25 protein-coding genes are annotated in these 25,515 nt (G+C 67.8%); 5 read left to right on the top strand and 20 right to left on the bottom strand.

The genetic code is table 11. The features are described 5' to 3' along the window. Positions 1 to 123 precede the first annotated feature (123 nt). The 16 genes from lepB to BM43_RS28770 all read right to left on the bottom strand — a co-directional run bounded on the left by lepB (position 124) and on the right by BM43_RS28770 (position 14,561). Positions 124 to 1,017, bottom strand: coding sequence for a signal peptidase I (gene lepB / locus BM43_RS28845; RefSeq protein WP_013697085.1), 894 nt, complete (start codon positions 1,015 to 1,017; stop codon positions 124 to 126). Positions 1,018 to 1,033: 16 nt separating this feature from the next. Next, entirely contained in the window at positions 1,034 to 2,827 is a 1,794-nt protein-coding gene (lepA, locus tag BM43_RS28840) for a translation elongation factor 4 (protein ID WP_013697084.1), read from the bottom strand. A gap of 219 nt (positions 2,828 to 3,046) precedes the next feature. Then, complete coding sequence (locus tag BM43_RS28835; RefSeq protein WP_036052300.1) at positions 3,047 to 3,301, bottom strand: glutaredoxin family protein; 255 nt, start codon at positions 3,299 to 3,301, stop codon at positions 3,047 to 3,049. A gap of 7 nt (positions 3,302 to 3,308) precedes the next feature. Then, complete coding sequence (locus tag BM43_RS28830) at positions 3,309 to 4,850, bottom strand: DegQ family serine endoprotease (RefSeq protein WP_036052301.1); 1,542 nt, start codon at positions 4,848 to 4,850, stop codon at positions 3,309 to 3,311. 16 nt (positions 4,851 to 4,866) lie between these two features. Continuing rightward, entirely contained in the window at positions 4,867 to 5,919 is a 1,053-nt protein-coding gene (locus BM43_RS28825) for a MucB/RseB C-terminal domain-containing protein (protein ID WP_013697081.1), read from the bottom strand. A gap of 5 nt (positions 5,920 to 5,924) precedes the next feature. Next, on the bottom strand, positions 5,925 to 6,539 hold the full coding sequence (locus BM43_RS28820; RefSeq protein ID WP_013697080.1) for a sigma-E factor negative regulatory protein: 615 nt from the start codon (positions 6,537 to 6,539) through the stop codon (positions 5,925 to 5,927). An 85-nt stretch (positions 6,540 to 6,624) separates the two neighbouring features. Then, entirely contained in the window at positions 6,625 to 7,224 is a 600-nt protein-coding gene (gene rpoE / locus BM43_RS28815; RefSeq protein WP_013697079.1) for an RNA polymerase sigma factor RpoE, read from the bottom strand. A gap of 88 nt (positions 7,225 to 7,312) precedes the next feature. Further along, positions 7,313 to 7,795 carry a hypothetical protein gene (locus BM43_RS28810; protein WP_036052302.1) on the bottom strand — a complete coding sequence of 161 codons (483 nt, stop codon included), beginning with the start codon at positions 7,793 to 7,795 and terminating at the stop codon, positions 7,313 to 7,315. Positions 7,796 to 7,806: 11 nt separating this feature from the next. Then, positions 7,807 to 9,045 (bottom strand): beta-ketoacyl-ACP synthase II, encoded by a 1,239-nt coding sequence (gene fabF / locus BM43_RS28805; RefSeq protein WP_036031771.1) that lies wholly within the window; start codon positions 9,043 to 9,045, stop codon positions 7,807 to 7,809. A gap of 162 nt (positions 9,046 to 9,207) precedes the next feature. Then, the gene (gene acpP, locus BM43_RS28800) at positions 9,208 to 9,447 is read right to left on the bottom strand and encodes an acyl carrier protein (RefSeq protein ID WP_012735022.1); all 240 of its coding nucleotides are present in this window, start codon (positions 9,445 to 9,447) and stop codon (positions 9,208 to 9,210) included. A gap of 145 nt (positions 9,448 to 9,592) precedes the next feature. Next, positions 9,593 to 10,342: a 3-oxoacyl-ACP reductase FabG gene (gene fabG / locus BM43_RS28795; protein WP_013697076.1), complete on the bottom strand. Its 750-nt coding sequence runs from the start codon at positions 10,340 to 10,342 to the stop codon at positions 9,593 to 9,595. 60 nt (positions 10,343 to 10,402) lie between these two features. Beyond that, positions 10,403 to 11,335 carry an ACP S-malonyltransferase gene (gene fabD, locus BM43_RS28790; RefSeq protein WP_013697075.1) on the bottom strand — a complete coding sequence of 311 codons (933 nt, stop codon included), beginning with the start codon at positions 11,333 to 11,335 and terminating at the stop codon, positions 10,403 to 10,405. A gap of 67 nt (positions 11,336 to 11,402) precedes the next feature. Beyond that, positions 11,403 to 12,392, bottom strand: coding sequence for a beta-ketoacyl-ACP synthase III (locus BM43_RS28785; RefSeq protein WP_036052303.1), 990 nt, complete (start codon positions 12,390 to 12,392; stop codon positions 11,403 to 11,405). Then, the gene (gene plsX, locus BM43_RS28780) at positions 12,393 to 13,499 is read right to left on the bottom strand and encodes a phosphate acyltransferase PlsX (RefSeq protein WP_013697073.1); all 1,107 of its coding nucleotides are present in this window, start codon (positions 13,497 to 13,499) and stop codon (positions 12,393 to 12,395) included. It lies immediately after the preceding gene. A 135-nt stretch (positions 13,500 to 13,634) separates the two neighbouring features. After that, positions 13,635 to 13,814, bottom strand: a complete 180-nt coding sequence (rpmF, locus tag BM43_RS28775) for a 50S ribosomal protein L32 (protein ID WP_010105341.1) — start codon at positions 13,812 to 13,814, stop codon at positions 13,635 to 13,637. Positions 13,815 to 13,913: 99 nt separating this feature from the next. Continuing rightward, positions 13,914 to 14,561: a DUF177 domain-containing protein gene (locus BM43_RS28770; RefSeq protein ID WP_036052304.1), complete on the bottom strand. Its 648-nt coding sequence runs from the start codon at positions 14,559 to 14,561 to the stop codon at positions 13,914 to 13,916. A gap of 272 nt (positions 14,562 to 14,833) precedes the next feature. On the opposite strand from BM43_RS28770, the gene BM43_RS28765 reads away from it, so the two are divergent. Next, the gene (locus BM43_RS28765; protein WP_042285277.1) at positions 14,834 to 15,457 is read left to right on the top strand and encodes a Maf-like protein; all 624 of its coding nucleotides are present in this window, start codon (positions 14,834 to 14,836) and stop codon (positions 15,455 to 15,457) included. Then, positions 15,454 to 16,176 carry an SAM-dependent methyltransferase gene (locus BM43_RS28760; RefSeq protein ID WP_013697070.1) on the top strand — a complete coding sequence of 241 codons (723 nt, stop codon included), beginning with the start codon at positions 15,454 to 15,456 and terminating at the stop codon, positions 16,174 to 16,176. The genes BM43_RS28765 and BM43_RS28760 overlap by 4 nt, the downstream gene beginning before the upstream one ends. 61 nt (positions 16,177 to 16,237) lie before the next feature. Here the strand turns inward: BM43_RS28760 and BM43_RS28755 are convergent, their stop codons facing one another. From BM43_RS28755 to BM43_RS28740, 4 genes are read right to left on the bottom strand one after another with little or no spacing between them, the layout of a single operon-like run. Further along, the gene (locus BM43_RS28755) at positions 16,238 to 17,254 is read right to left on the bottom strand and encodes a S49 family peptidase (protein ID WP_036052310.1); all 1,017 of its coding nucleotides are present in this window, start codon (positions 17,252 to 17,254) and stop codon (positions 16,238 to 16,240) included. A gap of 28 nt (positions 17,255 to 17,282) precedes the next feature. Then, positions 17,283 to 17,663, bottom strand: a complete 381-nt coding sequence (locus BM43_RS28750) for a Rieske (2Fe-2S) protein (protein ID WP_036052313.1) — start codon at positions 17,661 to 17,663, stop codon at positions 17,283 to 17,285. Next, entirely contained in the window at positions 17,660 to 18,319 is a 660-nt protein-coding gene (locus BM43_RS28745; RefSeq protein ID WP_036052314.1) for an HAD-IA family hydrolase, read from the bottom strand. The genes BM43_RS28750 and BM43_RS28745 overlap by 4 nt, the downstream gene beginning before the upstream one ends. Before the next feature lie 5 nt (positions 18,320 to 18,324). After that, a complete protein-coding gene (locus BM43_RS28740) occupies positions 18,325 to 19,329 on the bottom strand; it encodes an RluA family pseudouridine synthase (protein WP_025098834.1) in 1,005 nt (334 codons plus the stop codon). A 720-nt stretch (positions 19,330 to 20,049) separates the two neighbouring features. Here BM43_RS28740 and BM43_RS28735 point away from each other — a divergent pair. From BM43_RS28735 to mobA, 3 genes are all read left to right on the top strand, one after another. Continuing rightward, a complete protein-coding gene (locus BM43_RS28735; RefSeq protein WP_036052317.1) occupies positions 20,050 to 23,394 on the top strand; it encodes an Rne/Rng family ribonuclease in 3,345 nt (1,114 codons plus the stop codon). Between the two features lie 252 nt (positions 23,395 to 23,646). Next, positions 23,647 to 24,759, top strand: coding sequence for a GTP 3',8-cyclase MoaA (gene moaA / locus BM43_RS28730; protein WP_036052319.1), 1,113 nt, complete (start codon positions 23,647 to 23,649; stop codon positions 24,757 to 24,759). Positions 24,760 to 24,795: 36 nt separating this feature from the next. Continuing rightward, complete coding sequence (gene mobA, locus BM43_RS28725; RefSeq protein ID WP_042285280.1) at positions 24,796 to 25,446, top strand: molybdenum cofactor guanylyltransferase MobA; 651 nt, start codon at positions 24,796 to 24,798, stop codon at positions 25,444 to 25,446. The last annotated feature ends 69 nt before the right edge of the window (positions 25,447 to 25,515 follow it).

Below are 25,515 nucleotides of genomic sequence, written 5' to 3'. Positions count from 1 at the left end.
TGCCGTCGAGTGACGGATGCCGGGCACGAAAAGGCGTGTGGCAGCGGTGTTACCGCCGGTTCTTGAAGTGATTTGCCAGCATTGCGCCCGGCCGTGGCGCAATGCTGGCGAGGATTGCGACGTTCAGTGGAACAAGCCGATGCGCTTGAGATCGCTGAAGTTCATCCAGATGAAGAAGGCGCGGCCGACCAGGTCCTTGTCGGGCACGAAACCCCAGTAGCGGCTGTCCGCGCTGTTGTCGCGGTTGTCGCCCATCATGAAGTAGTGGCCCGGCGGCACCTTGCAGGTCACGCCGTGCTCGTTGTACTCGCAGTTGCTCTTGTAGGGAAAGTCGTCGGCGCCCATCACGAAGGGCGGCACGGCCGGGTTGTTGAGGATCGCGTTCTTGCGGCCGTCGATGCTCTCCTCGTACTGCTTCGCGTAGTTCATGCGCTCTTCGTCGAAGTAGTCGGCCAGCGGCGTTTCGGGCACGGGCTGGCCGTTGATGGTCAGCTTCTTGTCGTAGTACTGGACGGTGTCGCCGGGCAGGCCGATCACGCGCTTGATGTAGTCGACCGACTCATCCTTCGGATAGCGGAACACCACCACGTCGCCACGCGCCAGCGGCCGGCCGGCGGTGATCTTCTGGTTGGTGATCGGCAGGCGCAGGCCGTAGTCGAACTTGTTGACGAGGATGAAGTCGCCCACCAGCAGGGTGGGCACCATCGAGCCCGAGGGGATCTTGAACGGCTCGACCACGAAGGAACGCACCACGAACACCGCCAGGATCACCGGGAAGAAGCTCGCCGTGTACTCGAGCCACCACGGCTGGCGCAGCTTATCGTCGCGCAGCTTGGCGCGCGTCTCGGCGGCGTTCTCGTCGGCGAAGCGCTCGCCGACGCGTGCCTGCTGGCGGTCGAATTCGGCGGCGGCCTCGTCGGCGGCCTTGCGACGGCCCGGCAGGAACACCAGCTTGTCCAGCACCCACGCAATACCCGTCAAGACGACGAGCACAAAAAGAATCAATGCGAAATTCATAAAAGGATCAGTCCTGTTATTTGTCTTCGACACGCAAGATCGCGAGGAACGCCTCCTGCGGGATCTCGACCGAACCCACCTGCTTCATGCGCTTCTTGCCGGCCTTCTGCTTTTCGAGCAGCTTCTTCTTTCGCGAGATGTCGCCGCCATAGCACTTGGCCAGCACGTTCTTGCGCAGCGCCTTGATGTTCTCGCGCGCCACGATGTTCGCACCGATCGCGGCCTGGATCGCCACGTCGTACATCTGGCGCGGGATGATCTCGCGCATCTTGGCCGCCACCTCGCGGCCGCGATACTGCGACTGCGAACGGTGCACGATGATCGACAGCGCATCGACCTTGTCGCCGTTGATCAGCATGTCGACCTTGACCACGTCCGAGGCGCGGTACTCCTTGAACTCGTAGTCCATCGAGGCATAACCGCGCGACACCGACTTCAGGCGATCGAAGAAGTCGAGCACGATTTCCGCCATCGGGATTTCGTAGGTCAGTTGAACCTGGCGGCCGTGGTACTGCATGTTGATCTGCGAGCCGCGTTTCTGCTCGCACAGCGTGATGACCGAGCCGACGTAGTCCTGCGGCATGTAGAGGTTGACCGTGACGATCGGCTCGCGGACTTCCTCGATGCGGCCCGGATCCGGCATCTTGGCCGGGTTCTCGACCACGAGGGTTTCGCCGTTGCTCTGCACCACCTGGTAGACCACGGTGGGCGCCGTGGTGATCAGGTCCATGTCGAACTCGCGCTCGAGACGTTCCTGCACGATCTCCATGTGCAGCAGGCCGAGGAAGCCGCAGCGGAAGCCGAAGCCAAGCGCCTGCGAGACTTCCGGCTCGTACTGCAGCGCGGCGTCGTTGAGCTTGAGCTTCTCGAGCGATTCGCGCAACGCGTCGTACTGGTTCGCCTCGACCGGATAGAGGCCGGCGAACACCTGCGGCTTCACTTCCTTGAAGCCCGGCAGCGGCTCGGGCGCGGCCTTGGCCGCGTGCGTGACGGTGTCGCCCACCTTGGCGGCCGTCAGCTCCTTGATGCCGGCGATGATGAAACCCACCTGGCCGGCCGACAGCGATTCGAGATTGCGCGACTTCGGCGTGAACACGCCGATGTGCTCGACCGGGTACTGCGCGCCGGTCGCCATCAGCTTGATCTTTTCCTTGGGACGCAGGGTGCCGTTGACGATGCGCACCAGCATCACCACGCCGACGTAGCTGTCGAACCAGGAATCGATGATGAGCGCCTGCAGCGGCGCGTCGACATCGCCCTTGGGCGCCGGCACCTTGGCGATCAGCGACTCCAGCACGTCCTCGACACCGAGGCCGGTCTTGGCGCTGCAGCGCGTCGCGTCGGTCGCGTCGATGCCGATCACGTCCTCGATTTCCTCGATCGCGTTTTCGGGGTTGGCTGCGGGCAGGTCGATCTTGTTCAGGACCGGCACCACCTCGACGCCGAGCTCGATCGCCATGTAGCAGTTCGCGACCGTCTGCGCCTCGACGCCCTGGCTGGCGTCGACCACCAGCAGCGCGCCCTCGCAGGCCGACAGCGAACGGCTGACTTCATAGGAAAAGTCGACGTGCCCCGGGGTATCGATCAGGTTCAGGTTGTAGACCTTGCCGTCGCGCGCGCGGTACGACAGCGCGGCGGTCTGCGCCTTGATCGTGATGCCGCGCTCGCGCTCGAGATCCATCGAGTCGAGCACCTGGGCTTCCATCTCGCGGTCGGTCAAGCCGCCGCATACCTGGATGATGCGATCCGCGAGCGTCGACTTGCCGTGGTCGATGTGCGCGATGATCGAGAAATTGCGAATATGATCCATTCAGTGCCGATCAAGCGAAAAAGGCGCGCTCGACGACTGCGGAGCACGCCTTGTGTAAGTCGGTGAAAAAACAGCCTATTTTAGCCGAAAAGGCCTGGCCGGGGCGGCATTTTGGCTGGCTGGCCGCGCCGACGGCACGAAACCTGCTGGGCCGGCCGTGACGGCCTCGCTCTCCGGGCCCCGGCGCCCGGGGCCCGATCGGCCCATGCCCAGCCGGCATCAAGCGCCTGAGCCGGCCGGCCGCCGCGACAGCGCGGTGCGTACCGCGCCTTCGTCGAAGCGATGCCGGCACACTTCCACGCCATCCAGCAGCAGCACCGGCACGTCCTCGTCGTAACGCTCGACGAGCGCCGGATCGGTGTCGATGTCGATCACCGTCACCGGCAGACGGAACTCGGCCGCGACGGGCGCCAGCGCGACCTGCATCTCGTCGCACAGATGGCACCAGCCGCGGCCGTAGAGCGTGAAGGCCACGCGCGCCCTACTTCTGGGCCGCGCGCGGACGCAGCGGGATGAACTGCGTGTTGTCGCCGCGCCGCACCAGCACCGCGACCATCTTCTGCGGGTCCAGCTTCGAGGTGACCTCGACGAATTGCCTGGCGCTGGTGATGTCGGTATCGCCGACGCGCACCACGATGTCGTCGCGCTTGAGGCCCGCGCGCGCGGCCGGGCCGTCGGCGGCGTCGACATGCACGCCGTTGGGCACCTTGGCCGCCTTCAACTGCTCGGCCGTCAGGTCGCTCACGGTCAGCCCCAGCGCATTGCTCTGGCGCGGCTTGGCCGGCTGGCTCGGCTTGCCGCCGTCGGCGCGGGCATTGCCCTTCTCGGCCGGCACCTCGGCGATCGTGATCGGCAGGTCGCGCGCCGCGCCCTTGCGCCAGATCGTGACGGTGGCCTTGCTGCCCGGCTTGGTATCGCCCACCATGCGCGGCAAGTCGGTGGCCTCGTCCACGTCGCGGCCGTTGAACTTCAGGATGATGTCGCCCGGCTGCACGCCGGCCTTGTCCGCCGGCCCGCCCGCCTCGACGCTGCTGACCAGCGCGCCTTCCGCGCGCGGCAGCCCGATCGAGTCGGCGACGTCCTTGGTGACCTCGCCGATCGCCACCGCGATGCGCCCGCGCGTGACCTTGCCGCTGGCCTTGAGCTGCTCGGCCACGCGCATCGCCTCGTCGATCGGGATCGCGAACGAGATGCCCATGAAACCGCCGGTGCGGCTGTAGATCTGCGAATTGATGCCGATCACCTCGCCGTTCATATTGATCAGCGGGCCGCCGGAGTTGCCGGGATTGACGGCCACGTCGGTCTGGATGAACGGCAGGTAGTCGCCGGTGTTGCGCCCCTTGGCGCTGACGATGCCAGCCGTGACGGTGTTGTCGAGCCCGAACGGCGAGCCGATCGCGACCACCCACTCGCCCACCCGCACCTTGTTCGAATCGCCGATCGCCACGGTCGGCAGGTTGGTGGCGTTGATCTTGACGATCGCGATGTCGGTGCGCTCGTCGATACCGATCAGCCTGGCCTTGAACTCGCGCTTGTCGGTCAGCGTCACGTAGATCGTGTCGGCATCGTCGACCACGTGCGCATTGGTCATCACGTAGCCGTCCTGGGACAGGATGAAGCCCGAGCCGACGCCGCGGTTCTGTTCCGTGTCGGGCGCATCGGGCTGCGCGTTCTTGGGCGCGCCCGGCGCCTGCGGCAGCGGGATGCCGAAGAAGCGGCGGAAGAATTCCGACATGTCGCCGTCATCCGGGCCTTGCGGGAAGACGCCGCGCGGATCCGCCGGCACCGTCGCCGTGGTGCGGATGTTGACCACCGCCGGGCCGGCCTTCTCGACCAGGTCGGCGAAGTCGGGCAACGCGGCGCGTGTCGCCGGCGCCGAGGGCGGCGCCACGGGCACCGAGGCGGCGGCCGGCGCGGAGGCGCCCGGCACGATCGAAGCGGGTTGCGCGGCGAGCGACGCGAGCGGCAGGCAGGCCGTCAGCGCCACCGCGGCCATCCAGGTAGGCAGCGTGGTGGTGGTCATGTCGAGGAACCGGAGCTTACTTCGAAGGCTTGTATTCTATGGCAGCCGCGAACTGCTGCAAGGTGGCCGGCGGGACTTCGCCGAGCAGGGTGATCCAGAAATCGCCGCGGCGCTTCACCAGCACGTGGGTGGCGCCGGTGCTGCCCGCCCCTTCCTTGCGCGAGCCCTTCTCGACCGGCTCGAGGAACACCGAGACGGTGGCCAGCCCGTCGGTGAAGACGGCCTGGTCGACGGCGATCGGCGGCTCGCCCGGATCACGCGCGGCCATCGGGCGGCGCACCTCGCGAATCTTGCGGAAGCCCGCCACGCTCGGCCCCAGCTTCCAGCCCTGCCCCTCGATGTCGACGCTCGCCACCGGCGGACGCACCACCGTGCAGTCGGCGGGATTGCGCACGCCATTGGCGATGGTGGTCTTCAGGTTGGGGTTCGCCGTGCCGATCTGCAACTGCGAGAAGGCGACCTGCTCGAGCACGTGATCGTCGGCGTCGAGCGTCTGCGTGCGCAGCAGCAGCCCGGTCCTGGCATCGGTCCAGAGCTTGTAGGCGTAGCGGTAGCCATCCTTCGGCACCAGCTCGACCACTTGCGCATCGATGCCGGCCACCCGGTCCTGCCCGAGCGGCTTGGCGTCATAGACCGACAGCACCTGCTCGCCGCTCGCGCCGAGCAGCGACGGGAAGGCATCGCGGTTCTGGCGCCGCTCGACCACGCAGAGATGCCGCTCCGGCACCAGCGTGACGAGGTCGTCGTTGTGGCGCAGCAGCGTGCGCGGCTTGCCGTCGAGGCTCTCGATCTGTTCGAATTCGCCGCCCTTGGCGGCGATGTGGGTGATCCGCGAGGACTGCACGTAGGTGCCGCGCTGGAACACGAAGGTGCCGTCGTAGCTTTGCTGCTGGGCGGCCTGCTGGATCCGGTCGAGCCAAGCGGCCGCGGCCTGCGGGCCGGCGGCCGGGTCGACCGGCTGCTGCGCGATCGCGCGCGATTGAACGGAAATCAGGGCGGCCGCGCAGAGCACGAGCGCAGGCAGCCGCGTCCAGCCGGAGGTGGCGCGATTCAACAGCAGTGTCCGCATCGAGTTTATTGGCCTTGCGTCGCGACGGCAGTACGAATGAGCGGCATCGAGCCCGACACGACGGGCTGCTGCGCGAATTGCTGGTGCGCCTCGAGGTATTGATCGAGGCTCGCGTCGCGGATGATGTTGAGATCCTGGTGGGAGGAGGCGGCCACGCGCTGCAGGTCCTGCGGCGCGACCGAGGCGACCTGCACCGGCGAGACGCCGGGCTGGCCGGCCGTGCCCTGCAGTTGCGGGACCACGATCCAGGTCAGGGTGGCGGCCGCGGCGGCCACCGCCAGCGCTGGCACGAAGCGGCGGCGCAGCGCGCGCTTGAGCGGCGAAGCCGGGCTGTTCGCCGCGACGGTGATCGCGGCCGGGGCGATCAGGTGGGGCTCGGCTGCGAAGGCGGCGGAAAACCGGGCCGTGAAGGCCTGGCTGACGGCCGGTTCGATCGCGAGTTCGTCGGAACGCAGCGCGTCGCCGATCGCGTGAAATTCGGACCAGGCACGCCGTTCCGTGTCGCCGAAACCAGCCAGGATCTGAGCGAACGGCAGGCCGTCAGGCGACTCGCCGTCGATCAGTGCGGACAGACGCTCGCGTTGCGAGCTCGGTTGCGATTGCGTAGAGACCGACCCCATGATGCTCCCCATCTTCGATACCCCGTCGTGACACACGACTCTATCTGTAACTAGACCCCGTGCCGTTTCCGTACGCCGGCCAGGCTCACCAGCGCCTGCCTTCCGGCGTGTCCAGAAGCGGACGCAACTTGTTCGCAATCGCCTCTCGGGCCCGGAAAATACGGGAACGGACGGTGCCGATCGGGCAATCCATCATTTCCGCGATTTCCTCGTAGCTCAGACCCTCGATTTCCCGCAGTGTGATGGCCGTGCGCAATTCCTCGGGCAACAGCGCCATCGCCGCGTTCACCGTTTCGGCGATCTGCTTGCTCATCAACATCGACTCGGGCGTGTTGATATCCCTTAGTTGGTCCGCGTCGGAGAAAGTTTCAGCCTCTTCGGCATCCGCTTCAGTCGAGGTCGGCGCGCGGCGCCCCTGGGTCGCAAGGTAGTTCTTCGCCGTATTCACGGCAATCCGGTACAACCACGTGTAGAAGGCCGATTCGCCGCGAAACTGCGGCAGCGCGCGGTAGGCCTTGATGAAGGCGTCCTGGGCCACGTCCTCGACCTCGGCGGGATCCCGCACGAGGCGCGAGATCAGCCGGATGATCTTGCGGTGGTATTTGGAGACCAGGAGTTCGAACGCTGCCTTGTCGCCTTTCTGTACGCGCTCGACCAGGGCCTGATCGATTTCTTTTTCACTCACCTGACAAATCCGTTAACTAGGGATGCAACGCGGAGCGCCATTGTAGCAACGCCCTGCGACCTGCCGCGAAACCGCGCGGCGCGCGCCCTCAGCCTCGTCCGGCCCGCCCCGGGCGCCTGCCGAGCACCGACAGGGCGCGGAACGCCGCCATGTCGAGCGCATCGGCCGGTACCAGCAGCGCCACCGGGGCGCCGCGCTCGCGAGCGATCGCCAGCACCAGCAGCCAGTCCGCCCAATGCGTGCAGCGGACCACGGCACCGTGCGCCACCCGCCGGCCCGCGTGATCGTAGGCGGCGAGCGTGCCGGTGGCCGGCTCGATACGCAGCGCGGCCGGGATCCGGCGCGCGCAGGTTTCACGCGCGACCGACGCGAGACTCGCGGCGGTCAGCAACCCGACGAACACCGCTCCGATCTTCCCGGCGAACTGGCCGTCGGCCAGTTGCAGCGCGGTACCGCCAGCCGCCGCCGCGCATAGCGCGACGAAGGCCGCCAGCACGACGCGCAGCGTCGCCGAGGCACGCAGCGCGACAGGCTGCGTGCCGGAGGAAGACAGGAGGGAGGGACCCGTCAAGCGATCCCGCTTCAGGCACGCTTGAAAACCAGCGTGCCGTTAGTCCCGCCAAAGCCGAAGGAGTTCTTCAGCGCGACGTCGATCTTCATGTCCCGCGCTTCGTTCGCGCAGTAATCGAGATCACATTCGGGATCCTGATTGAAGATGTTGATGGTCGGCGGCGAGACCTGGTTGTGCACGGCCAGCACCGTGAACACCGACTCGAGACCGCCCGCGCCACCGAGCAGGTGACCCGTCATCGACTTGGTCGAGTTGACCACCATCTGCTTGGCGCGATCGCCGAAGGCGCGCTTGATGCCGATCGTCTCGGCCAGGTCGCCGAGCTGCGTCGAGGTGCCGTGCGCGTTCAGGTAGTTGACCTCGTCGGGATTGACACCGGCGTTGCGCAGCGCGGCCAGCATGCAGCGGCGCGCGCCATCGCCATCCTCGACCGGGGCGGTCATGTGATAGGCGTCGGCGCTCATGCCGTAGCCGGACACTTCGGCGTAGATCTTCGCGCCGCGCGCCTTGGCATGCTCGTACTCCTCGAGCACCATCACGCCGGCGCCCTCGCCCAGCACGAAACCGTCGCGGTCCTTGTCCCACGGACGGCTGGCGGTGGCCGGATCGTCGTTGCGCTGCGACAGCGCGCGGGCGGCCGCGAAACCGCCGATGCCCAGCGGCGAGACGGTCGCCTCGGCGCCGCCCGCGATCATCAGGTCGGCGTCGCCGTACTCGATCAGGCGCGCGGCCTCGCCGATGCAGTGCAGGCCGGTGGTGCAGGCCGTCACGATCGCGAGGTTCGGGCCCTTCAGGCCGAACTTGATCGACAGGTGACCGGAGATCATGTTGATGATCGAAGCCGGCACGAAGAACGGCGAAATGCGGCGCGGGCCGCGATTCAGCAGTTCGGTCTGCGTGACCTCGATCATCGGCAGGCCACCGATGCCGGAGCCGACGACCACGCCGAAGCGCTCCGCGTTCTCCTCGGTGACCTCGATGCCCGAATCCTTCATGGCCTGCATGCCCGCCGCGATGCCGTAATGGATGAAGGTATCCATGTGGCGCGCTTCCTTCGCGGGCAGGTATTCCTCGACATTGAAGCCCTTCACCTCGCCCGCGAAGCGGGTCGAATAGTTCGTTGCGTCGAACTTGGTGATGTTGGCGATGCCGGATCGACCGGCGACCAGATTGGCCCAACCGTCGGCAACATTATTGCCAACAGGCGAAATCAGCCCAAGGCCTGTAACGACAACTCGACGGCGGCTCACGGTACCCTCTTTTCCATTGGATGACAAAAACAAAAGCCACAGGGGCCGCAGGTACCAGCCCTGCGAGCCCTGTGGCTGTTAGCGCGGCCGGCAACGAGGCCGGCGGCGAGATCTGGCGCCCACGCAGCGTTCCGAAAAACGTTGCTGACGGCGTGCCGGGTCTTAGGCCTTGACGTTCGCGCGAGCGTAGTCGATCGCTTGCTGAACGGTCGTGATCTTCTCGGCCTCTTCGTCCGGGATCTCCATGCCGAACTCGTCTTCGAGCGCCATGACCAGCTCGACCGTGTCGAGCGAGTCGGCGCCGAGGTCGTTCACGAACGAGGCTTCGTTCTTGATTTCGCCTTCGGCGACGCCCAGTTGCTCGGCGACGATCTTCTTGACACGTTGTTCGATGTTGTCCATTACCCCTCCGAGGGAAAGTTCAGATTTACAAGTGCGCGCATTTTATCAGGTTTGATGCCGCCAAAAATGCGCGCCGGCGTTGCGGTTCGAGAGGCGCTCGAGGCGCCTCCATCCGACGTACGGCGCGGATGGTAAACGAATTCCGTTACGACATGTACATGCCGCCGTTCACATGCAGCGTCGTGCCAGTGATATACCCGGCAAGCGGCGAGGCGAGGAACGCGACGGCGTGAGCGATATCGTCGGTGCTGCCGAGGCGCCCGAGCGGAATCTGGGTTTTCAGCGCGGCCTGTTGCTCCTCGGGCAGCGACTTGGTCATGTCGGTGTCGATGAAGCCGGGGGCCACGCAGTTGACGGTGATGCCGCGGCTGCCGATCTCGCGCGCCAGCGCGCGGGTGAGGCCCGCCACGCCGGCCTTGGCGGCCGCGTAGTTGGCCTGGCCCGGATTGCCGAGCGAGCCGACCACCGAGGTGATGTTGATGATGCGCCCGCCGCGGGCCTTCATCATCGGGCGCAGCACGCCGCGCGAGAGGCGGAACACCGACTTCAGGTTGGTGTCGATCACCGCGTCCCAGTCGTCGTCCTTCATGCGCATCGCGAGCTGATCCTGCGTGATGCCGGCGTTATTGACGAGGATGTCGAGACGGCCGAATTCCTTGACGGTCGAATCGATCAGCGCCTCGGCCGAGGCCGCGTCGTTGACGTCGAGCACCGCGCCGCGGCCGGCCAGGCCGGCTTCGGCCAGCGCCGCGCCGATGCCCTGGGCACCCGCTTCGCTGGTCGCCGTGCCGATCACCGTGGCGCCCTGGCGCGCGAGTTCGAGCGCGATCGCCCGGCCGATGCCGCGCGAGGCGCCGGTCACGATCGCCACCTGTTTGTCGAGAGTCTTGTCCATGTTGGTCCGTGAGTCGGATGAATCGTGGCTCGCCGCGGCGCCGAGGCACCGCGCGGCCGCTCAGGCCGTGACGAGCTTGAGCACGTCGTCGAGCGTGGCTGGATCGTACACGGCCGCGCCCGCCAGCTCGCCGTCGATGCGCTTGGTCAGGCCGGTGAGCACCTTGCCTGGGCCGCATTCGACCAGTTGCGTGACGCCGGTGCCGGCGATATGACGCACGCATTCGACCCAGCGCACCGGGCCGGCGGCCTGGCGAACCAGCGCGTCCTTGATCGCGGCGGGGTCCGACACGACTGCCACGTCGATGTTGTTGACCACCGGGATGCGCGGCGCGTCGATCGTGACCGTCGCCAGGTAGTCGCGCAGTTGATCGGAAGCCGGCTTGAGCAGCGAGGAATGGAACGGCGCCGACACCGGCAACGGCAGCGCGCGCTTGGCGCCCTTCGCCTTGGCGATCTCGCAGGCCTTCTCGACCGCGGCCTTGGCGCCGGCGATCACCACCTGCGCGGGCGCATTGAAGTTGACCGCCTCGACCACGCCGGCCGCCGCGGCTTCCGCGCAGACCGCGCGCACCGTGTCGTCGTCCAGGCCGAGGATCGCGGCCATGCCGCCCTCGCCGACCGGCACCGCGTTCTGCATCGCCTGGGCGCGGAATCGCACCAGCGGCACCGCATCGCGGAAAGCCAGCGCGCCGGCCGCCACCAGCGCCGTGTATTCGCCCAGGCTGTGGCCCGCGACGATCGACGGCGCCGGGCCGCCCGCCTCTTGCCAGGCGCGATAGCAGGCGTAGGCGGCGGTCAGCATCACCGGCTGCGTGTTGGTGGTCAGGTTGAGTTCTTCGGCCGGCCCCTCGGCGATCAGCTTGCCGAGATCCTGGCCCAGTGCATCGGACGCCTCCTGCACGGTCTCGCGCACCACGGCGAGCTCGGCGAATGCGTTGAGCATGCCGACCGCCTGCGAACCCTGCCCGGGGAAAACAAATGCGAATTTCATCTCGTCCTCTTTTGAAACGTTCAGACCGCGCGCCGATCGGGCGCGCCTGCCGGCAAGGCGCGGCCGCTCAGAAGCGGAATACCGAAGCGCCCCACGTGAAGCCGCCGCCGACGCCTTCGATCAGCACGGTCTGGCCGCGCTGGATGCGGCCGTCGCGCACCGCCACGTCGAGCGCGAGCGGGATCGAGGCGGCCGAGGTGTTGCCGTGCTCGCCGACGGTGACGACCATGCGCTCCTGCGGCAGCCCGAGCTTGCGGCAGGTGCTGGTCATGATACGGATATTGGCCTGGTGCGGAATCAGCCAATCGACCTGGTCGGCCGTGAGGCCGGCCTTCTCCAGCGCCTCGACAGCGACCTTCTCCAGCACGTTCACGGCGAGCTTGAACACCGCCTGGCCGTCCATGTGCAGGAAGGCGCTGCCCGCGATCACGCCGCCGTTGACGTTGCCGGGCGTGCAGAGGATGTGCGAGTAGCTGCCGTCGGCATGCAGCGCGCTGCCCAGGATGCCGGGCTCCTCGGAGGCCGACAGCACCACCGCGCCGGCACCGTCGCCGAACAGCACGCAAGTGGTCCGATCCTTGAAATCGAGGATGCGCGAGAAGGTTTCCGCCCCGATCACCAGCGCGTTGCGATGCTGGCCACTGCGGATGAAGCTGTCGGCCGTGGCGATCGCGTAGGCGAAGCCCGAGCAGACCGCCTGCACGTCGAACGCGGCACCGCCGTTGCGGATGCCGAGCTTATTCTGCAGCAGGCAGGCAGTGCTGGGAAAAACGAAATCAGGGGTGGACGTGGCGACAATGATCAGATCGATCGACTGCGGATCGATGTCGGCCGCCTCGATGGCGCGCTGCGCGGCGATCAGCGCGAGATCGCTGGTGGTCACGTCGGGATCGGCGAAATGGCGCGCATGGATGCCGGTGCGCGCCACGATCCATTCGTCGCTGGTTTCGATGCCGTCCTTCGCGAGACGCTCGGCGAGCGCCTGGTTCGTGACTCGGTTGGGCGGCAGGTAGCTGCCCGTGCCGAGCACGCGGGAATAGAGAGTCGATTGGGCCATTTAAGCTTTAGAGGATAAAGCGGCGGAAGGCTCGGCCTGCTGGCCTGCAGACGGACCTGCCTGACCGGCACCGCCCGCGTCGTGACCGCTTTCGCCAAGCGGCATCGCGTTTTCCGCCATGGCCCGGGAAAGGCGCTCCAGCACGCCATTTTTGACCGCATCATACCCGCGTTTGATGGCCCACTCAAACGCGTAGGCATCGGCCGAACCGTGGCTCTTGATCACCAGGCTGCGCAGGCCCAGCAAGGCCGCGCCGTTGTACTGGCGGTGATCGACGCGGCGCTTGAAGCGCAGCAGCACCGGCAGCGCGAGCACGGCCATCAGCTTGCTCATCAGCGAGCGGCTGAACTCTTCCTTGATGATGTTGGCGAGCATCTGCGCCAGGCCTTCCGAGGTCTTGAGCGCGACATTGCCGACAAAGCCGTCGCAGACGATCACGTCCACCGTACCCTTGTAGATGTCGTCGCCTTCGACGTTACCGCGGAAGTTCAGCGTGCTGGCGCGCAGCAGTTCGCCGGCGCGCTTGATCGTGTCGTTGCCCTTGATCATCTCCTCGCCGATGTTGAGCAGGCCGATCGTCGGACGATCCTTGCCCTCCAGGGCCGCGACCAGCGCATGCCCCATTTCGGCGAACTGCAGCAGATGCTGAGGCTCGCAATCGACGTTGGCGCCGAGGTCGAGCATCATCGTGTAGCCGGTCGGATTCGGCAGCGCGAACGCGATCGCCGGCCGCTCGATGCCGGGCAGCGTCTTGAGCACGTAGCGCGACACGGCCATCAGGGCGCCGGTGTTGCCGGCCGAGACGCAGGCCTGCGCCTCGCCGTCCTTGACGTGGTTCAGCGCGACGCGCATCGAGGAATCTTTCTTCCGGCGCAGCGCGACCTCGACGGAATCGTCCATCGCGACGACTTCCGTGGCCGGAACAATCGACAGCGAGGGATCGTCGAGCGCCTTGAGTTTCTTGAGCTGGGCGCGGATCGCGGTATCGATGCCGACCAGCATCAGGTGCGCATCGGGATGCGCACGCACAAACTTGACTGCCGCGGGAACGGTCACGGACGGGCCGTGGTCGCCTCCCATGCAATCGATCGTGAGCTTTACTGTCATGGAGTGCGACGAATTTCAGGCACAAAAAAGCGGCAGTTGAATGCCGCCTTCTTGTTGAGCCAGGAAAGTGTCAAGCGAACCGGTCGTCACGCTGGATGAGCCCGAAAGCATGCGGGCGAGCGCGACGAAACGTGCTTAGTCGTTCTTCGTCTTGACGACTTTCTTGCCGCGATAGTAGCCGTTCGGGCTGATGTGGTGACGCATATGCACTTCACCCGTGCTCGGCTCGACGGCCAGCGGGGTGGTCGTCAGGAAATCGTGCGAACGGTGCATGCCGCGCTTGGACGGCGACTTCTTGTTTTGCTGAACTGCCATGACTAACTCCTAAAAATTTTCCGGATTCTAACACAGCCCGATCCGGCGCCATCCTACCCGGGCACTACCGCCCGACGCCTTCCCGTGCTCCAACCTACCTCAGTGTTTCTTGTCGCCGTCCCGCTTGAGCGCCTCGAGCGCCGCGAACGGGTTGGGGCGCGCTTCGCCGCTTGCTTCACCGGCCGGTTCCTCGGCTTCATCGAAGGCCTCGGCATCGGCGGCGGGACCGCTGACCCCCGATGTCAGGCTTTCGTGGACCGAGGGACAGACCTCGTGCTTCGGTACCAGCGGCAGCGAGAGCAACAACTCCTCTTCGATCAAGTCGACGAGATCGAACTGGCGCGAGCCCACGATCACATCGACTTCATCGTTCTCGTCGAGGGGAATCGCTTCCGCTTCCTCTTCGGTCGCGACGATCCGATACACCATGTCGATATCGAAGGCCTGCGGGTACGGCGTCATGCAGCGCTGGCATTCGAGCCACGCGGTGCCGTGCAGCGCGAGCCGCAGATACGGCTGCTGACCTTCGGTCCCGTCATCCTGCAATTCGGACTGGGTCGACCCTTCCGCCTGCCACGTGAACGCGGCATCGCGATCTGGCGCGTCGGCCGGCACTTCGTTTAACATGCGCGGCAGTTGCGAGAGCCGCACCGCGCCTGCCGATTGCCGGGCACTGCGGGCGAATTCGAACAGGTCGACCAGATGCGGATCCAGCGATACCGCAGGTTTGCCAGAAGAAGGATTCATGTGCGCTCCTGCGTGTGATTCAGCACCCGGTTCCACTACCCGGCATTATCCGGCAGCGCCCAGTTTTCGCCGCGCCGGCCGCCAGTACCGGGCCGTCGGGCCCCGTGCGCCGGGGTGGAGCCCCGGCCTGCAAGGGTCTTGCGGGCCTTTCGACGAAGCATCGGCGTCGCTGCCGATGAAAAGCGCAAAACTATATCCGTTTTATCTTTTCGAGTCAATTACTTAACCGGCGGCGTCGCGCCGAGCCGCGACGCCCCTCCCGACATCCCGCCATGACCACGTTTTCCCGTCCGCCCAGGCTGATCCTGGCGTCCAGTTCCCGCTATCGGCGCGAGTTGCTCGAGCGCCTGCGGCTCGCCTTCGAGGTCGTCACGCCCGATCTCGACGAAACCCCGCTGGCCGGCGAATCGCCGGCCGACACCGCGCTGCGCCTGGCCGCCGCCAAGGCGCGCGCGGTCGCGGCCCGGGTCGAGGCCCCCGAGGGCGTCGTGGTGATCGGCTCCGACCAGGTCGCGACCTTCGACGGCCGCCAGGTCGGCAAGCCCGGCACCCACCAGCGCGCGCTCGAGCAGTTGCAGGCGATGCGCGGCCGCGAGGTCGAATTCCACAGCGCGCTGTGCGTCTACGACAGCCGCAGCGACCTTGCCCAGGTCGAGGACGTGGTCACGCGCGTGCGGTTCCGCTGCCTGTCCGACGCCGACCTGGACGCCTACCTGCGCGCCGAAACGCCTTACGACGTGGCCGGCAGCGCGAAATCCGAGGGGCTCGGCATCGCCCTGCTGGAGGCGATCGACTCGAACGACCCAACCGCGCTGGTCGGCCTGCCGCTGATCGCGCTCACCCGCATGCTGGCCGAGGCCGGCATCTCGCCGTTCGCCACGGAGGCACGCGCATGAAGGCCGGCACGCTCTACCTGATCCCCAATACCCTCGGCGAGGGCGAGGCCGCGATGCTGGCCGCCGTGCTGCCGGCCGCCGTGCAGGCCCGCGCCGCCTCGCTCGGCTACTACATCGGCGAAAACGCCAAGACCACGCGCGCCTTCCTGAAGAAGGTCGGCACCGAACGGCCGATCCAGGAGATCGAGATCCGCGAGCTGAACGTGAAGACGCCGTCGGGCGAGATCGACCGGCTGCTGGCGCCGATCCTGGCCGGCGCCGACGGCGGGCTGGTATCCGAGGCGGGCTGCCCGGCGGTGGCCGATCCGGGCGCCCTGCTGGTGCGCCGCGCCCACGAGCGCGGCGTGAAGGTGGTGCCGCTGGTCGGGCCGAGCTCGATCCTGCTGGCGCTGATGGCCTCCGGCCTGAACGGCCAGACCTTCGCCTTCCACGGCTACCTGCCGGTGGACCCGGCGGCCCGCGCCAAGCGCCTGCGCGAGCTGGAGCAGCAGTCGCGCAAGGCCCGCGAGACGGAAATCTTCATCGAGACGCCGTATCGCAACCAGGCCATGCTGGAGACGCTGGTGGCGACCTGCGCGCCGTCCACGCTGATCTGCGTGGCGGCCGACCTGACGCTCGAGACCGAGACCATCCTCAGTCGCAGCGCGGCCGACTGGAAAAAGGCGCCGGCGCCGAACCTGCAGAAGCGCCCGGCGATCTTCCTGTTGCTGGCCAACTGAGGCCGGCAACGCGGACCAGGGCGGCAAATGAAAAACGGGGCGCCGCTGGCGCCCCGCTCGCTCAGTGCAGCCTGACCCCGCTTTCCGACAAGGCCGACTTCACCGCGCCGCCGCCGATTGCCGCGCCGAAGCGCCGCGCCACGCGGTTGCTGAGGCTTTCCTTGACCGTGTAGTCGACGATGTCGGGCGCCTTCAGCACGTCGCGCGCCACCGTGTCGGTGGTGCCGAAGCCGTCGGCCAGCCCCAGCTCGACGCTCTTCGCGCCGGTCCAGAACAGTCCCGAGAAGATCTCCGGCGACTCGTGCAGGCGCTTGCCGCGGCCGTCCTTGACGGCCTGGATGAACTGCGCGTGGATCTCGTCTAGCATGGCCTGCGCGTGCTCGTCCATCTTCGGCGTTTCCGGCGAGAAGGGATCGAAGAAACCCTTGTTCTCGCCCGAGGTGTGCAGCCGGCGCTGGACGCCTAGCTTGTCCATCAGCCCGGTGAAGCCGAAACCGTCCATCAGCACGCCGATCGAACCGACGATGCTGGCCTGGTTCACGTAGATCTTGTCGGCCGCCGAGGCGATGTAGTAGCCGCCCGAGGCGCACATGTCGCTGACCACCACGTAGAGCGGCTTGGACGGGTACTTCTTGCGCAGCCGGCGGATCTCGTCGTAGACGATGCCGGCCTGCACCGGGCTGCCGCCCGGGCTGTTGATGCGCAGCACCACGCCCACCGTGCCGGAATCCTCGAAGGCATCGTCGAGCGCGGAGTTGATGTCCTCGGCATTGGCATTGGTGCCGGCCGCGATCTCGCCGTCGATCGTCACCAGCGCCGTGTGGCGGCTGCTCGAGAGCTTGCCGTCGCCGGAGAAATCGAAGATCGCGAACACCAGCACCACGAACACGATCAGCCACAGGAAGCGGAAGGCGATCCGCCAGCGGCGCGCGGCGCGCTGCTCGACGATCGCCGCCATCGCGATCCGCTCGAGCGCGGCGCGCTCCCAGTTGGGCTCGCGGCCGGCTTGCGGCGCGGCCGGCGGGTTCGACTCGCGCTCGGTGCCGGTTGAATCGGGAGAAGTCGGTTGGTCGGACATGCGAAGGCCAGTGAGGAGGAGAAACGGATCAGGCCGCCTGCGGGACCAGGTCCGCGTCGGGCAGCCAGTAGACGGCGCGGCCGTCCGGCGTGTCGCGCTCGTCCACCTCGACGGCGCGCAGGCGCGCGCCGCGGCACGGGCCGCCGACGCACTTGCCGGTATCGGGCGCGTAGATCGCGCCGTGCGTCGCGCACATCAGGTAGAGGCCGGAGGATTCGAAGAACTGGCCCTCGTTCCAGTCCAATTCCATCGGCACGTGGGCGCAACGGTTCAGGTAGCCGTAGGCACGGCCGTCGTAGCGCACGAAGAACACCACCACGTCCTCGCCGCGCAGCGTCGCGGCGCGGCGGACGCCGGCGCCGCCGTCGACCAGCGCCTCGGCGGCGCAGACGAACACCGGCTCGCTCATGCGTGCTCGCGCAGCCAGCCGGCCAGCGCCTCCACGTCGGCGGCGATGTAGCGCGGCTCCAGCGTGGCCAGCGATTCGGACGAATGCGCGCCGTAGGCCACGCCCACGCCGGCCGCGCCGGCGCTGGCCGCCATCTGCAGGTCGTGGGTGGTGTCGCCGATCATCACGGTGCGCGCCAGATCCTGCCCCAGTTCCCGGCTCAGCTCGTGGAGCATGGCCGGATGCGGCTTGGAGAAGGTTTCGTCGGCGCAGCGCGTGCCGTCGAAAAAGCGCGTCAGCTTGGTTTCGTCGAGCGCGCGATTCAGGCCGACGCGCCCCTTGCCGGTCGCCACCGCCAGCAGGTAGCCGGTATCGCGCAGCTCCTCGAGCATCTCGCGCACGCCGGCGAACAACTCGATCAACTGGTCTTTCACCAGGTAATGGAAGCGGTAGCGCTCGGCGAGCTTGGCGTAGTCGGCGGGGTCGAGCGAGGGCGCGGCGATCGCCAGCGCGTCGCGCAATCCCAGGCCGATCACGTAGCGCGAGGCCTCGTCGGATGGCGTGGGCAGGCCGAGGTCGCGGCAGGCCGCCTGGATGCTGCGCGCGATGTGCGCGGTCGAATCCATCAGCGTGCCGTCCCAGTCGAAAACGATCAGGTCAAATTGCTGTCGGGCCATGCGGTTCACGCGCCGGACGCGCGCAGTTCGTTGAGTTGATCGAGGAAGCGCCGGCATTCGTCGGGCAGCGGCGCGTCGAACTGCAGCGTCTCGCCCGACAGCGGATGCGCGAGCTTCAGGCGATACGCGTGCAGGAACATCCGTTTCAGCGACGGGCGCGCGTTCGCGCGGGCCAGCGCCTTGTTCAGGGCGAAATCGCCATACTTCGCGTCACCGACGATCGGCAGCCCGAGATGCGCCAAGTGTACGCGTATCTGATGGGTCCGACCCGTTTTGAGTTCCGCCTCCAGAAATGCGTAGTCGCTCCAGCGGTCGATCAGGTTGAAGACGGTATGCGAGGGCAGCCCGTCGTCCTGGACCCGCACGCGGCGCTCGCCGTCGGGGGTCGAATACTTGAACAGCGGCACCTTGACGGCGCGCCGGCGGCCCCAGTCGGCGGCCCACTCGCCATGCACGGCGGCGTAGTAGCGCTTGTCCATGCGGTTGTCGCGGATCTGCTCGTGCAGCCCGACCAGGGCCGAGCGCTTCTTGGCGATCATCAGGATGCCCGAGGTCTCGCGGTCGAGGCGGTGCACCAGTTCCAGGAAGCGCGCCTCGGGCCGGGCCTCGCGCAATTGCTCGATGACGCCGAACGACACCCCGCTGCCGCCATGCACGGCCACGCCGGCCGGCTTGTTGATGACCAGCATCGCCTCGTCCTCGAACACCACCGCGAATTCGGCCGCCGGCACCGGCACGGATTCGCGCGAGGGATCCGCGGCGGCGATCCGGATCGGCGGGATGCGTACCACGTCGCCATAGGCGAGCCGGTACTGGGCATCGATCCGCCCCTTGTTCACACGGACTTCGCCGCTGCGCAGGATGCGATAGATGTGACTTTTTGGCACGCCCTTGCAGACGCGCAGGAGGAAATTGTCGATGCGTTGACCGGCGGCTTCCTCGCCGACCTCGACCATGGAAACCTGACCGCTTGCGACCGTTTTCTGAGAAATTTTGCCTAACTCATTCATACTGAATATAATTTTGCCCAGCATTCCGCTGCGGGCGGCCGGATCGGCCAGGTTCGGGCGGATTGCATGAGGCGCAAGCGCAAACCGCTATTTTACTTGCGCCGGGGGGCTGCTGCTCACCCCTGCACAAAAGAGAGGCAGCAAGTTGCACGCACGGCACTCGCGCCGGCAAGGATCGCGCCCACAGGCGGATTCGGTCGGCGACATGCCGCGGTAACGGAAAGTTGGACAAAAAGAATTCAATTGGCAGCGGCGGTACGGCACGAGGTGTGCCACCCGCGCTGTCGGTTGCGAATATGTCGGCGTGCGCCCGGCACGGTTTCGCGAAACGTGCGAAGCCGGAGGCGACGTCAAACCAAGGTAGAACACCCCAGGCGGGAAAGTCGGGCTGGATTCGATACTCCCCGCTGCGGCCAGGCCGCAGCACATGCCACTCAGCGACGTCGCGCGCATCCTGCGCCGCGCGCTGCGGCATTGCCCGGTAACAGGCTTAGCGCGCCGCATGGCGCGCGGAGTGAACCATCCGTGCTTTGAAGCCGCGTTCGCAGGTGCCCATGGCAGCCGGCCGGTCGTATCGGTCCGCGCCTCTTCAGGCAATTCTCCCGCCAGCCTTCCCGCTCCAGCGTGCTTGTGACAACACAACAAGGCGCGGCCTGCCTTCGTCCACGTTCCGCCTGACAAGCGGAACGCGCCGCCGGTAGGGCCGCCTGGAGTCGTTCAATGAAACGCATGCTGTTCAATGCGACACAGCAGGAAGAACTGCGTGTCGCCATCGTCGATGGGCAGAAACTCATCGACATCGATATCGAAACCGCCGGCCGCGAACAGCGCAAAGGCAATATCTACAAGGGCGTGGTCACCCGCATCGAGCCCTCGCTCGAAGCCTGCTTCGTCAACTACGGCGAAGACCGCCACGGCTTCCTGCCGTTCAAGGAAGTCGCCCGCCAATACTTCCGCGACGGCGTCGACATGCGCTCCGCGCGCATCCAGGATGCGCTGCGCGAGGGCCAGGAGCTGATCGTCCAGGTCGAGAAGGAAGAGCGCGGCAACAAGGGCGCGGCCCTGACCACCTTCATCTCGCTGGCCGGCCGCTACCTGGTGCTGATGCCGAACAACCCGCGCGGCGGCGGCGTGTCGCGCCGCATCGAGGGCGACGAGCGCCAGGAACTGCGCGAGACCATGGCGCAGCTCGAGATCCCGGAAGGCATGAGCATGATCGCCCGCACCGCGGGCATCGGCCGCAGCGCCGAGGAACTCCAGTGGGACCTGAACTACCTGCTGCAGCTCTGGCACGCCATCGAGGCCGCCTCGAAGAGCGGCCACAACGGCCAGCCGATGCTGATCTACCTGGAATCGAGCCTGGTGATCCGCGCGATCCGGGACTATTTCCAGCCCGACATCGGCGAAATCCTCATCGACACCACCGAGATCCACGACCAGGCGCGAGCCTTCATGGACATCGTGATGCCCGACAATGTCGGCAAGGTGAAGCGCTACCACGACGACGTTCCCCTGTTCTCGCGTTTCCAGATCGAGCACCAGATCGAGACGGCCTACTCGCGCACGGTGCCGCTGCCCTCGGGCGGCGCGATCGTGATCGATCACACCGAGGCGCTGGTCGCGATCGACGTGAACTCGGCGCGCGCCACCAAGGGCGCCGACATCGAGGAAACCGCCACCCGCACCAACCTGGAAGCCGCCGACGAAGTGGCGCGCCAGTTGCGCCTGCGCGACCTGGGCGGCCTGATCGTGATCGATTTCATCGACATGGAATCGGCCAAGAGCCAGCGCGAGGTCGAGCAGCGCCTGAAGGACGCGCTCAAGCATGACCGCGCCCGCGTGCAGATGGGCAAGATCTCGCGCTTCGGCCTGATGGAGCTGTCGCGCCAGCGCCTGCGCCCCGCCCTCTCCGAAGGCAGCCACGTGACCTGCCCGCGCTGCAACGGCACCGGCCACATCCGCGATACGGAATCCTCGGCGCTGCAGGTGCTGCGGATCATCCAGGAAGAGGCGATGAAGGAGAACACCGCGGCGATCCATTGCCAGGTGCCGGTCGAGGTCACCGCCTTCCTGCTGAACGAAAAGCGCCAGGAAATCAACAAGATCGAGTCGCGCTTCAAGGTCGGCATCGTGCTGATCCCGAACAAGCACCTCGATACGCCGCATTACAAGCTCGAGCGCCTGCGTCACGACGACGCCCGTCTCGACGATCCGCGCGCCTCCTGGAAGATGGCCGAGGAAGCCGCCCGCGAGCTCGAATCGGAAACCGGTTACAGCAAGCGCGCCGCCGACGCGAAGCCGAAGCAGGAAGCGGCCGTCAAGGGCATCACGCCGGCCAGCCCGGCACCGAGCGCGGCACCGCAGCGCGAGGCGGCCCCCGCCCCGGCGGCCGCACCGGCTCCGGTGGCCGCGGCGCCTGCCGCCGGTGGCCTGTTCGGCTGGCTCAAGCGCCTGTTCGGCGGTGCGCCGGCCGCGCCGGCTCCGGCGCCGGAACCGGTCAAGGAAGCCGCCTCGACGGGCCGCCCGGCCCGTGGCGAGAAGTCCGAGCGCGGTGAGCGCGGCGGCGATCGCAATCGCAACAACGGCAATCGCCGCGGCGGCCAGCAAGCCGGCGCGCGCGACGCGCAAGCCGCCGTCGCCGGCGCTCGCCAGCCGCAGCAGCCGCGTGGCGAACGCGAAGGCAAGGAAGCGCGGGAGCCGCGTGAGAACCGCGAAGGCCGTGGCAACCGCGAACCGCGCGAGGCACGCGAAGGCCGCGAGGGTCGTGAAGGCCGCGAACTTCGGGAAGCCCGCGAGCCGCGCGAGAACCGCGAAGGCCGCGAGCCGCGCGAACGCGACAACCGCGAGCCGCGTGAAGCGCGGGAAGGCCGCGAGGCACGTGAAGGTCGCGAGCCGCGCGATCGCGCCGTGACGGCAGAAGGCACGGCAGAAGCGCCGCGCCAGGAACGTCGCGAACGCGGCGAGCGCGGTGAACGCCGCAAGGCCGTGCCGCACGCCGCCACGCTGGAAACCGTCAATCGTGGTGAAAACCATGCCGAAACGGCCGAGGACGCCGAACGGCTGGCGCCGGGCGCCGAGCAGGCCGGCACCGACGCGGAAGCCGGTGCGCGTGACGGCGAGGAACGCCGCCGTCGCCGCCGCGGCCGTCGTGGTGGCCGTCGCGATCGCGAGGAAGGCACCGGCACCACGCCGGAAGGCGTGGAAGGTGCGGAAGGCGTCGACCATGAGGCCACCGCAACGGCCGATCATGGCGCGGACGCCCCGGTCGTGGCAGCCGTCGCCACGGTGACTGCCGCTACCGCTGCGGTGGCCGTCGAAGCGGTCGCCGCGCATGCCGAGGCGTCGGCGCAAGCCGTCGCCCCGAACGCAGCGGAAACGGCGCCGGAAGCGCCGGCCGCCGAAGCGGCACCGGCAGCCCCGGTCGCCACGCCGGTGGTCGAGCCCGTGGCCCATGCCACCCCGGCAGCCGAACCGGTCGTGATCGCCACGCCGGCTCCGGTCGAAGCGCCGCAGGCCGTCGAATCGGCACCGGTGGCGAGCGAACCGGCTCCGGTCGAAGCCACTCCGGCAGTCGAGCCCGTGGCGTATGCCGCGCCGGTCCAGGTCGAGGCCAGCCCGGCCGAAGCCGAACCGGCTCCGATCCAGGAAGCAGCACCGGCGGTCGAACCCGCGCCGGCAGTCGAACCGGCCCCGGTCGCCGAAGCGGCGCCTGCCTCCGCGGTGGAACCGGCCCCGGCTCCGGCCGTCGAACCCGCGCCGGTCGCGGTGGAAGCGGCTCCGGCCGTGACCGCCGAGCCGCAAGCGGCAGTCGAGCCCGAGCCGGCCAAGCCGGTCCCGGTGCCGCAGGCACCGGCCGCCGCCCCAGCTCCGGCCGCGGCCGGCGTCGAAGCCGCACTCGATGCCGCCGGCCTGATCTGGGTGAACACGGATGCCGACAAGCTCCGCGCCGCCCAGGAAGCCGCCGCCCGGGTCGTGCCGCAGGCACGTGCCCCGCGTGAGCGCAAGGCCCTGCCGCCGGTCGATTCGACGCCGATGCAACAGGTCGAAACCCGCTCGCAGCACTGAGCGAGCGTCTCGCGCCAGGCAGCACCGGGCTTCGTCCCGCGCCGAAACCCGCCCTCCCGAGGGCGGGTTTTTTCATGGCGCGGGCTTTCCGGCACCCCATCGCTGCCGGTGGCGCCGGTACAGCCTCGGCCGAGCTTCCCGCACAGTACGCGTCTGTGCTCTTTTTCTACGGGTTTCCGTGCGCCGGCCCGATCGGCGTCTTGTCGTTAAAATAGACGCCTGTCCGTTCCCATGAACCCGAACCGCCCCGCCATGTCCCGACGCATCATCCCGGTCACCGATGTCAGCGGCATCCCGGACCTGTCCGGCGCCCTGCTCGTGCCGAGCGGCACGCTGCGCGATACCTTCTCGCGCCCGCTGCGGGACCTGCGCATCTCGGTCACCGACCGCTGCAACTTCCGCTGCGTCTACTGCATGCCGCGCGAGGTATTCGACAAGGACTATCCGTTCCTGCCCCACAGCGCGCTGCTCTCGCTCGAGGAGCTCGAGCGCACGGCGCGCATCTTCGTCGCGCATGGCGTCGAGAAGATCCGCATCACCGGCGGCGAGCCGCTGCTGCGCAAGAACCTGGAATTCCTGATCGAGCGGCTGGCGCGGATGGAAACCGTCGACGGCCGCCCGCTCGACCTGACCCTGACCACCAACGGCTCGCTGCTGGCGCGCAAGGCGCGCAGCCTGCGCGATGCCGGCCTGACGCGCGTCACGGTCAGCCTCGACGCGCTCGACGACACCCTGTTCCGCCGCATGAACGATGCCGATTTCGCCAGCGCCGACGTGCTGGAAGGCATCTTCGCCGCGCAGGACGCCGGGCTCGCGCCGCTCAAGGTCAACATGGTGGTCAAGCGCGGCACCAACGACGCCGAGATCGTGCCGATGGCGCGCCGCTTCCGGAACACCGGCGTGGTGCTGCGCTTCATCGAATACATGGATGTCGGCACCTCGAACGGCTGGAACATGACCGACGTGCTGCCCTCGGCCGAGGTGCTGGCACGAATCGACGCGCAGTTCCCGCTGCTGCCGCTCGAGGCCCACGCGCCGGGCGAGACCGCGCAGCGCTGGGCCTATGCCGACGGCGGCGGCGAGATCGGCCTGATTTCCAGCGTGACGCGCGCGTTCTGCGGCGAATGCACGCGCGCGCGCCTGTCGACCGAGGGCAAGCTCTACCTGTGCCTGTTCGGCAGCCAGGGACACGACCTGCGCGCCCTGCTGCGCAACGGCGCCTCCGACGCGCAGATCGCCAGCGCCGTGGCGCGGATCTGGCAGGCCCGCGACGACCGCTATTCGCAACTGCGCGGCACCGCGCAGGCCGAGACGCAAGCCGCCGACGGCGCGCGCCGGGTCGAGATGTCCTACATCGGCGGCTGAGCCTCGCGCCGCTGCCACGCTCGAAAGCCCGCTCCCTTGAACTTCCCCGATCACGCCACGCCGCCCCCGCGCGACGCAGCCCCGCACGCGGGGCTGACCGGCCTGCTGCTGGCCGGCGGCCAGGGCTCGCGAATGGGCGGCGTCGACAAAGGCCTGCAGCCGCTGCACGGCGAGCCGCTCGCGCTGCACGTGCTGCGCCGGCTCGCGCCGCAGGTCGGCGCGATGGTGATCAGCGCGAACCGCCATCTCGATCGCTACGCCGAGCTCGGCCAGCCCTATCGCGCCCAGGTGGTGGCCGACATCCGGCCCGGTTTCGAGGGCCCGCTGGCCGGGCTGCTGGCCGGCCTGCGCGCGGCGCCCACGCCGCTGGTGCTGAGTTCGCCCTGCGACACGCCATTCCTGGCCGAGGATCTCGCCGAGCGCCTCCAGGCCGCGCGCGAGGCGCAGGCCGCCAAAATCGCGGTGGCGGTATCGGTCGACGCGCAGGGCCAGCGCCATCCGCAGCCGACCTTCGCCCTGGTGCCTCGCGCCCTGGCCGAGGATCTGGAGGCCGCGCTGGCCGCCGGCGAACGGCGCGTGCGCGCGTGGTACGCACGCCACAAGACCGTCGAAGTGCCATTTCATGACGAGCGCGCGTTTTACAATGCCAATTCTTTGCAGGAATTGACCCGCCTAGAACGGGACTGAGGCCGGCGCGGCCAGACCGCCCGCCGCCCATCGCCGCCCAGGCCTTGCGCCGATGCGGCAGCCGTCGCA

Source organism: Burkholderia gladioli, assembly GCF_000959725.1.
Lineage (GTDB): Bacteria > Pseudomonadota > Gammaproteobacteria > Burkholderiales > Burkholderiaceae > Burkholderia > Burkholderia gladioli.
This window is presented reverse-complemented; position numbering and strand designations above follow the sequence as displayed.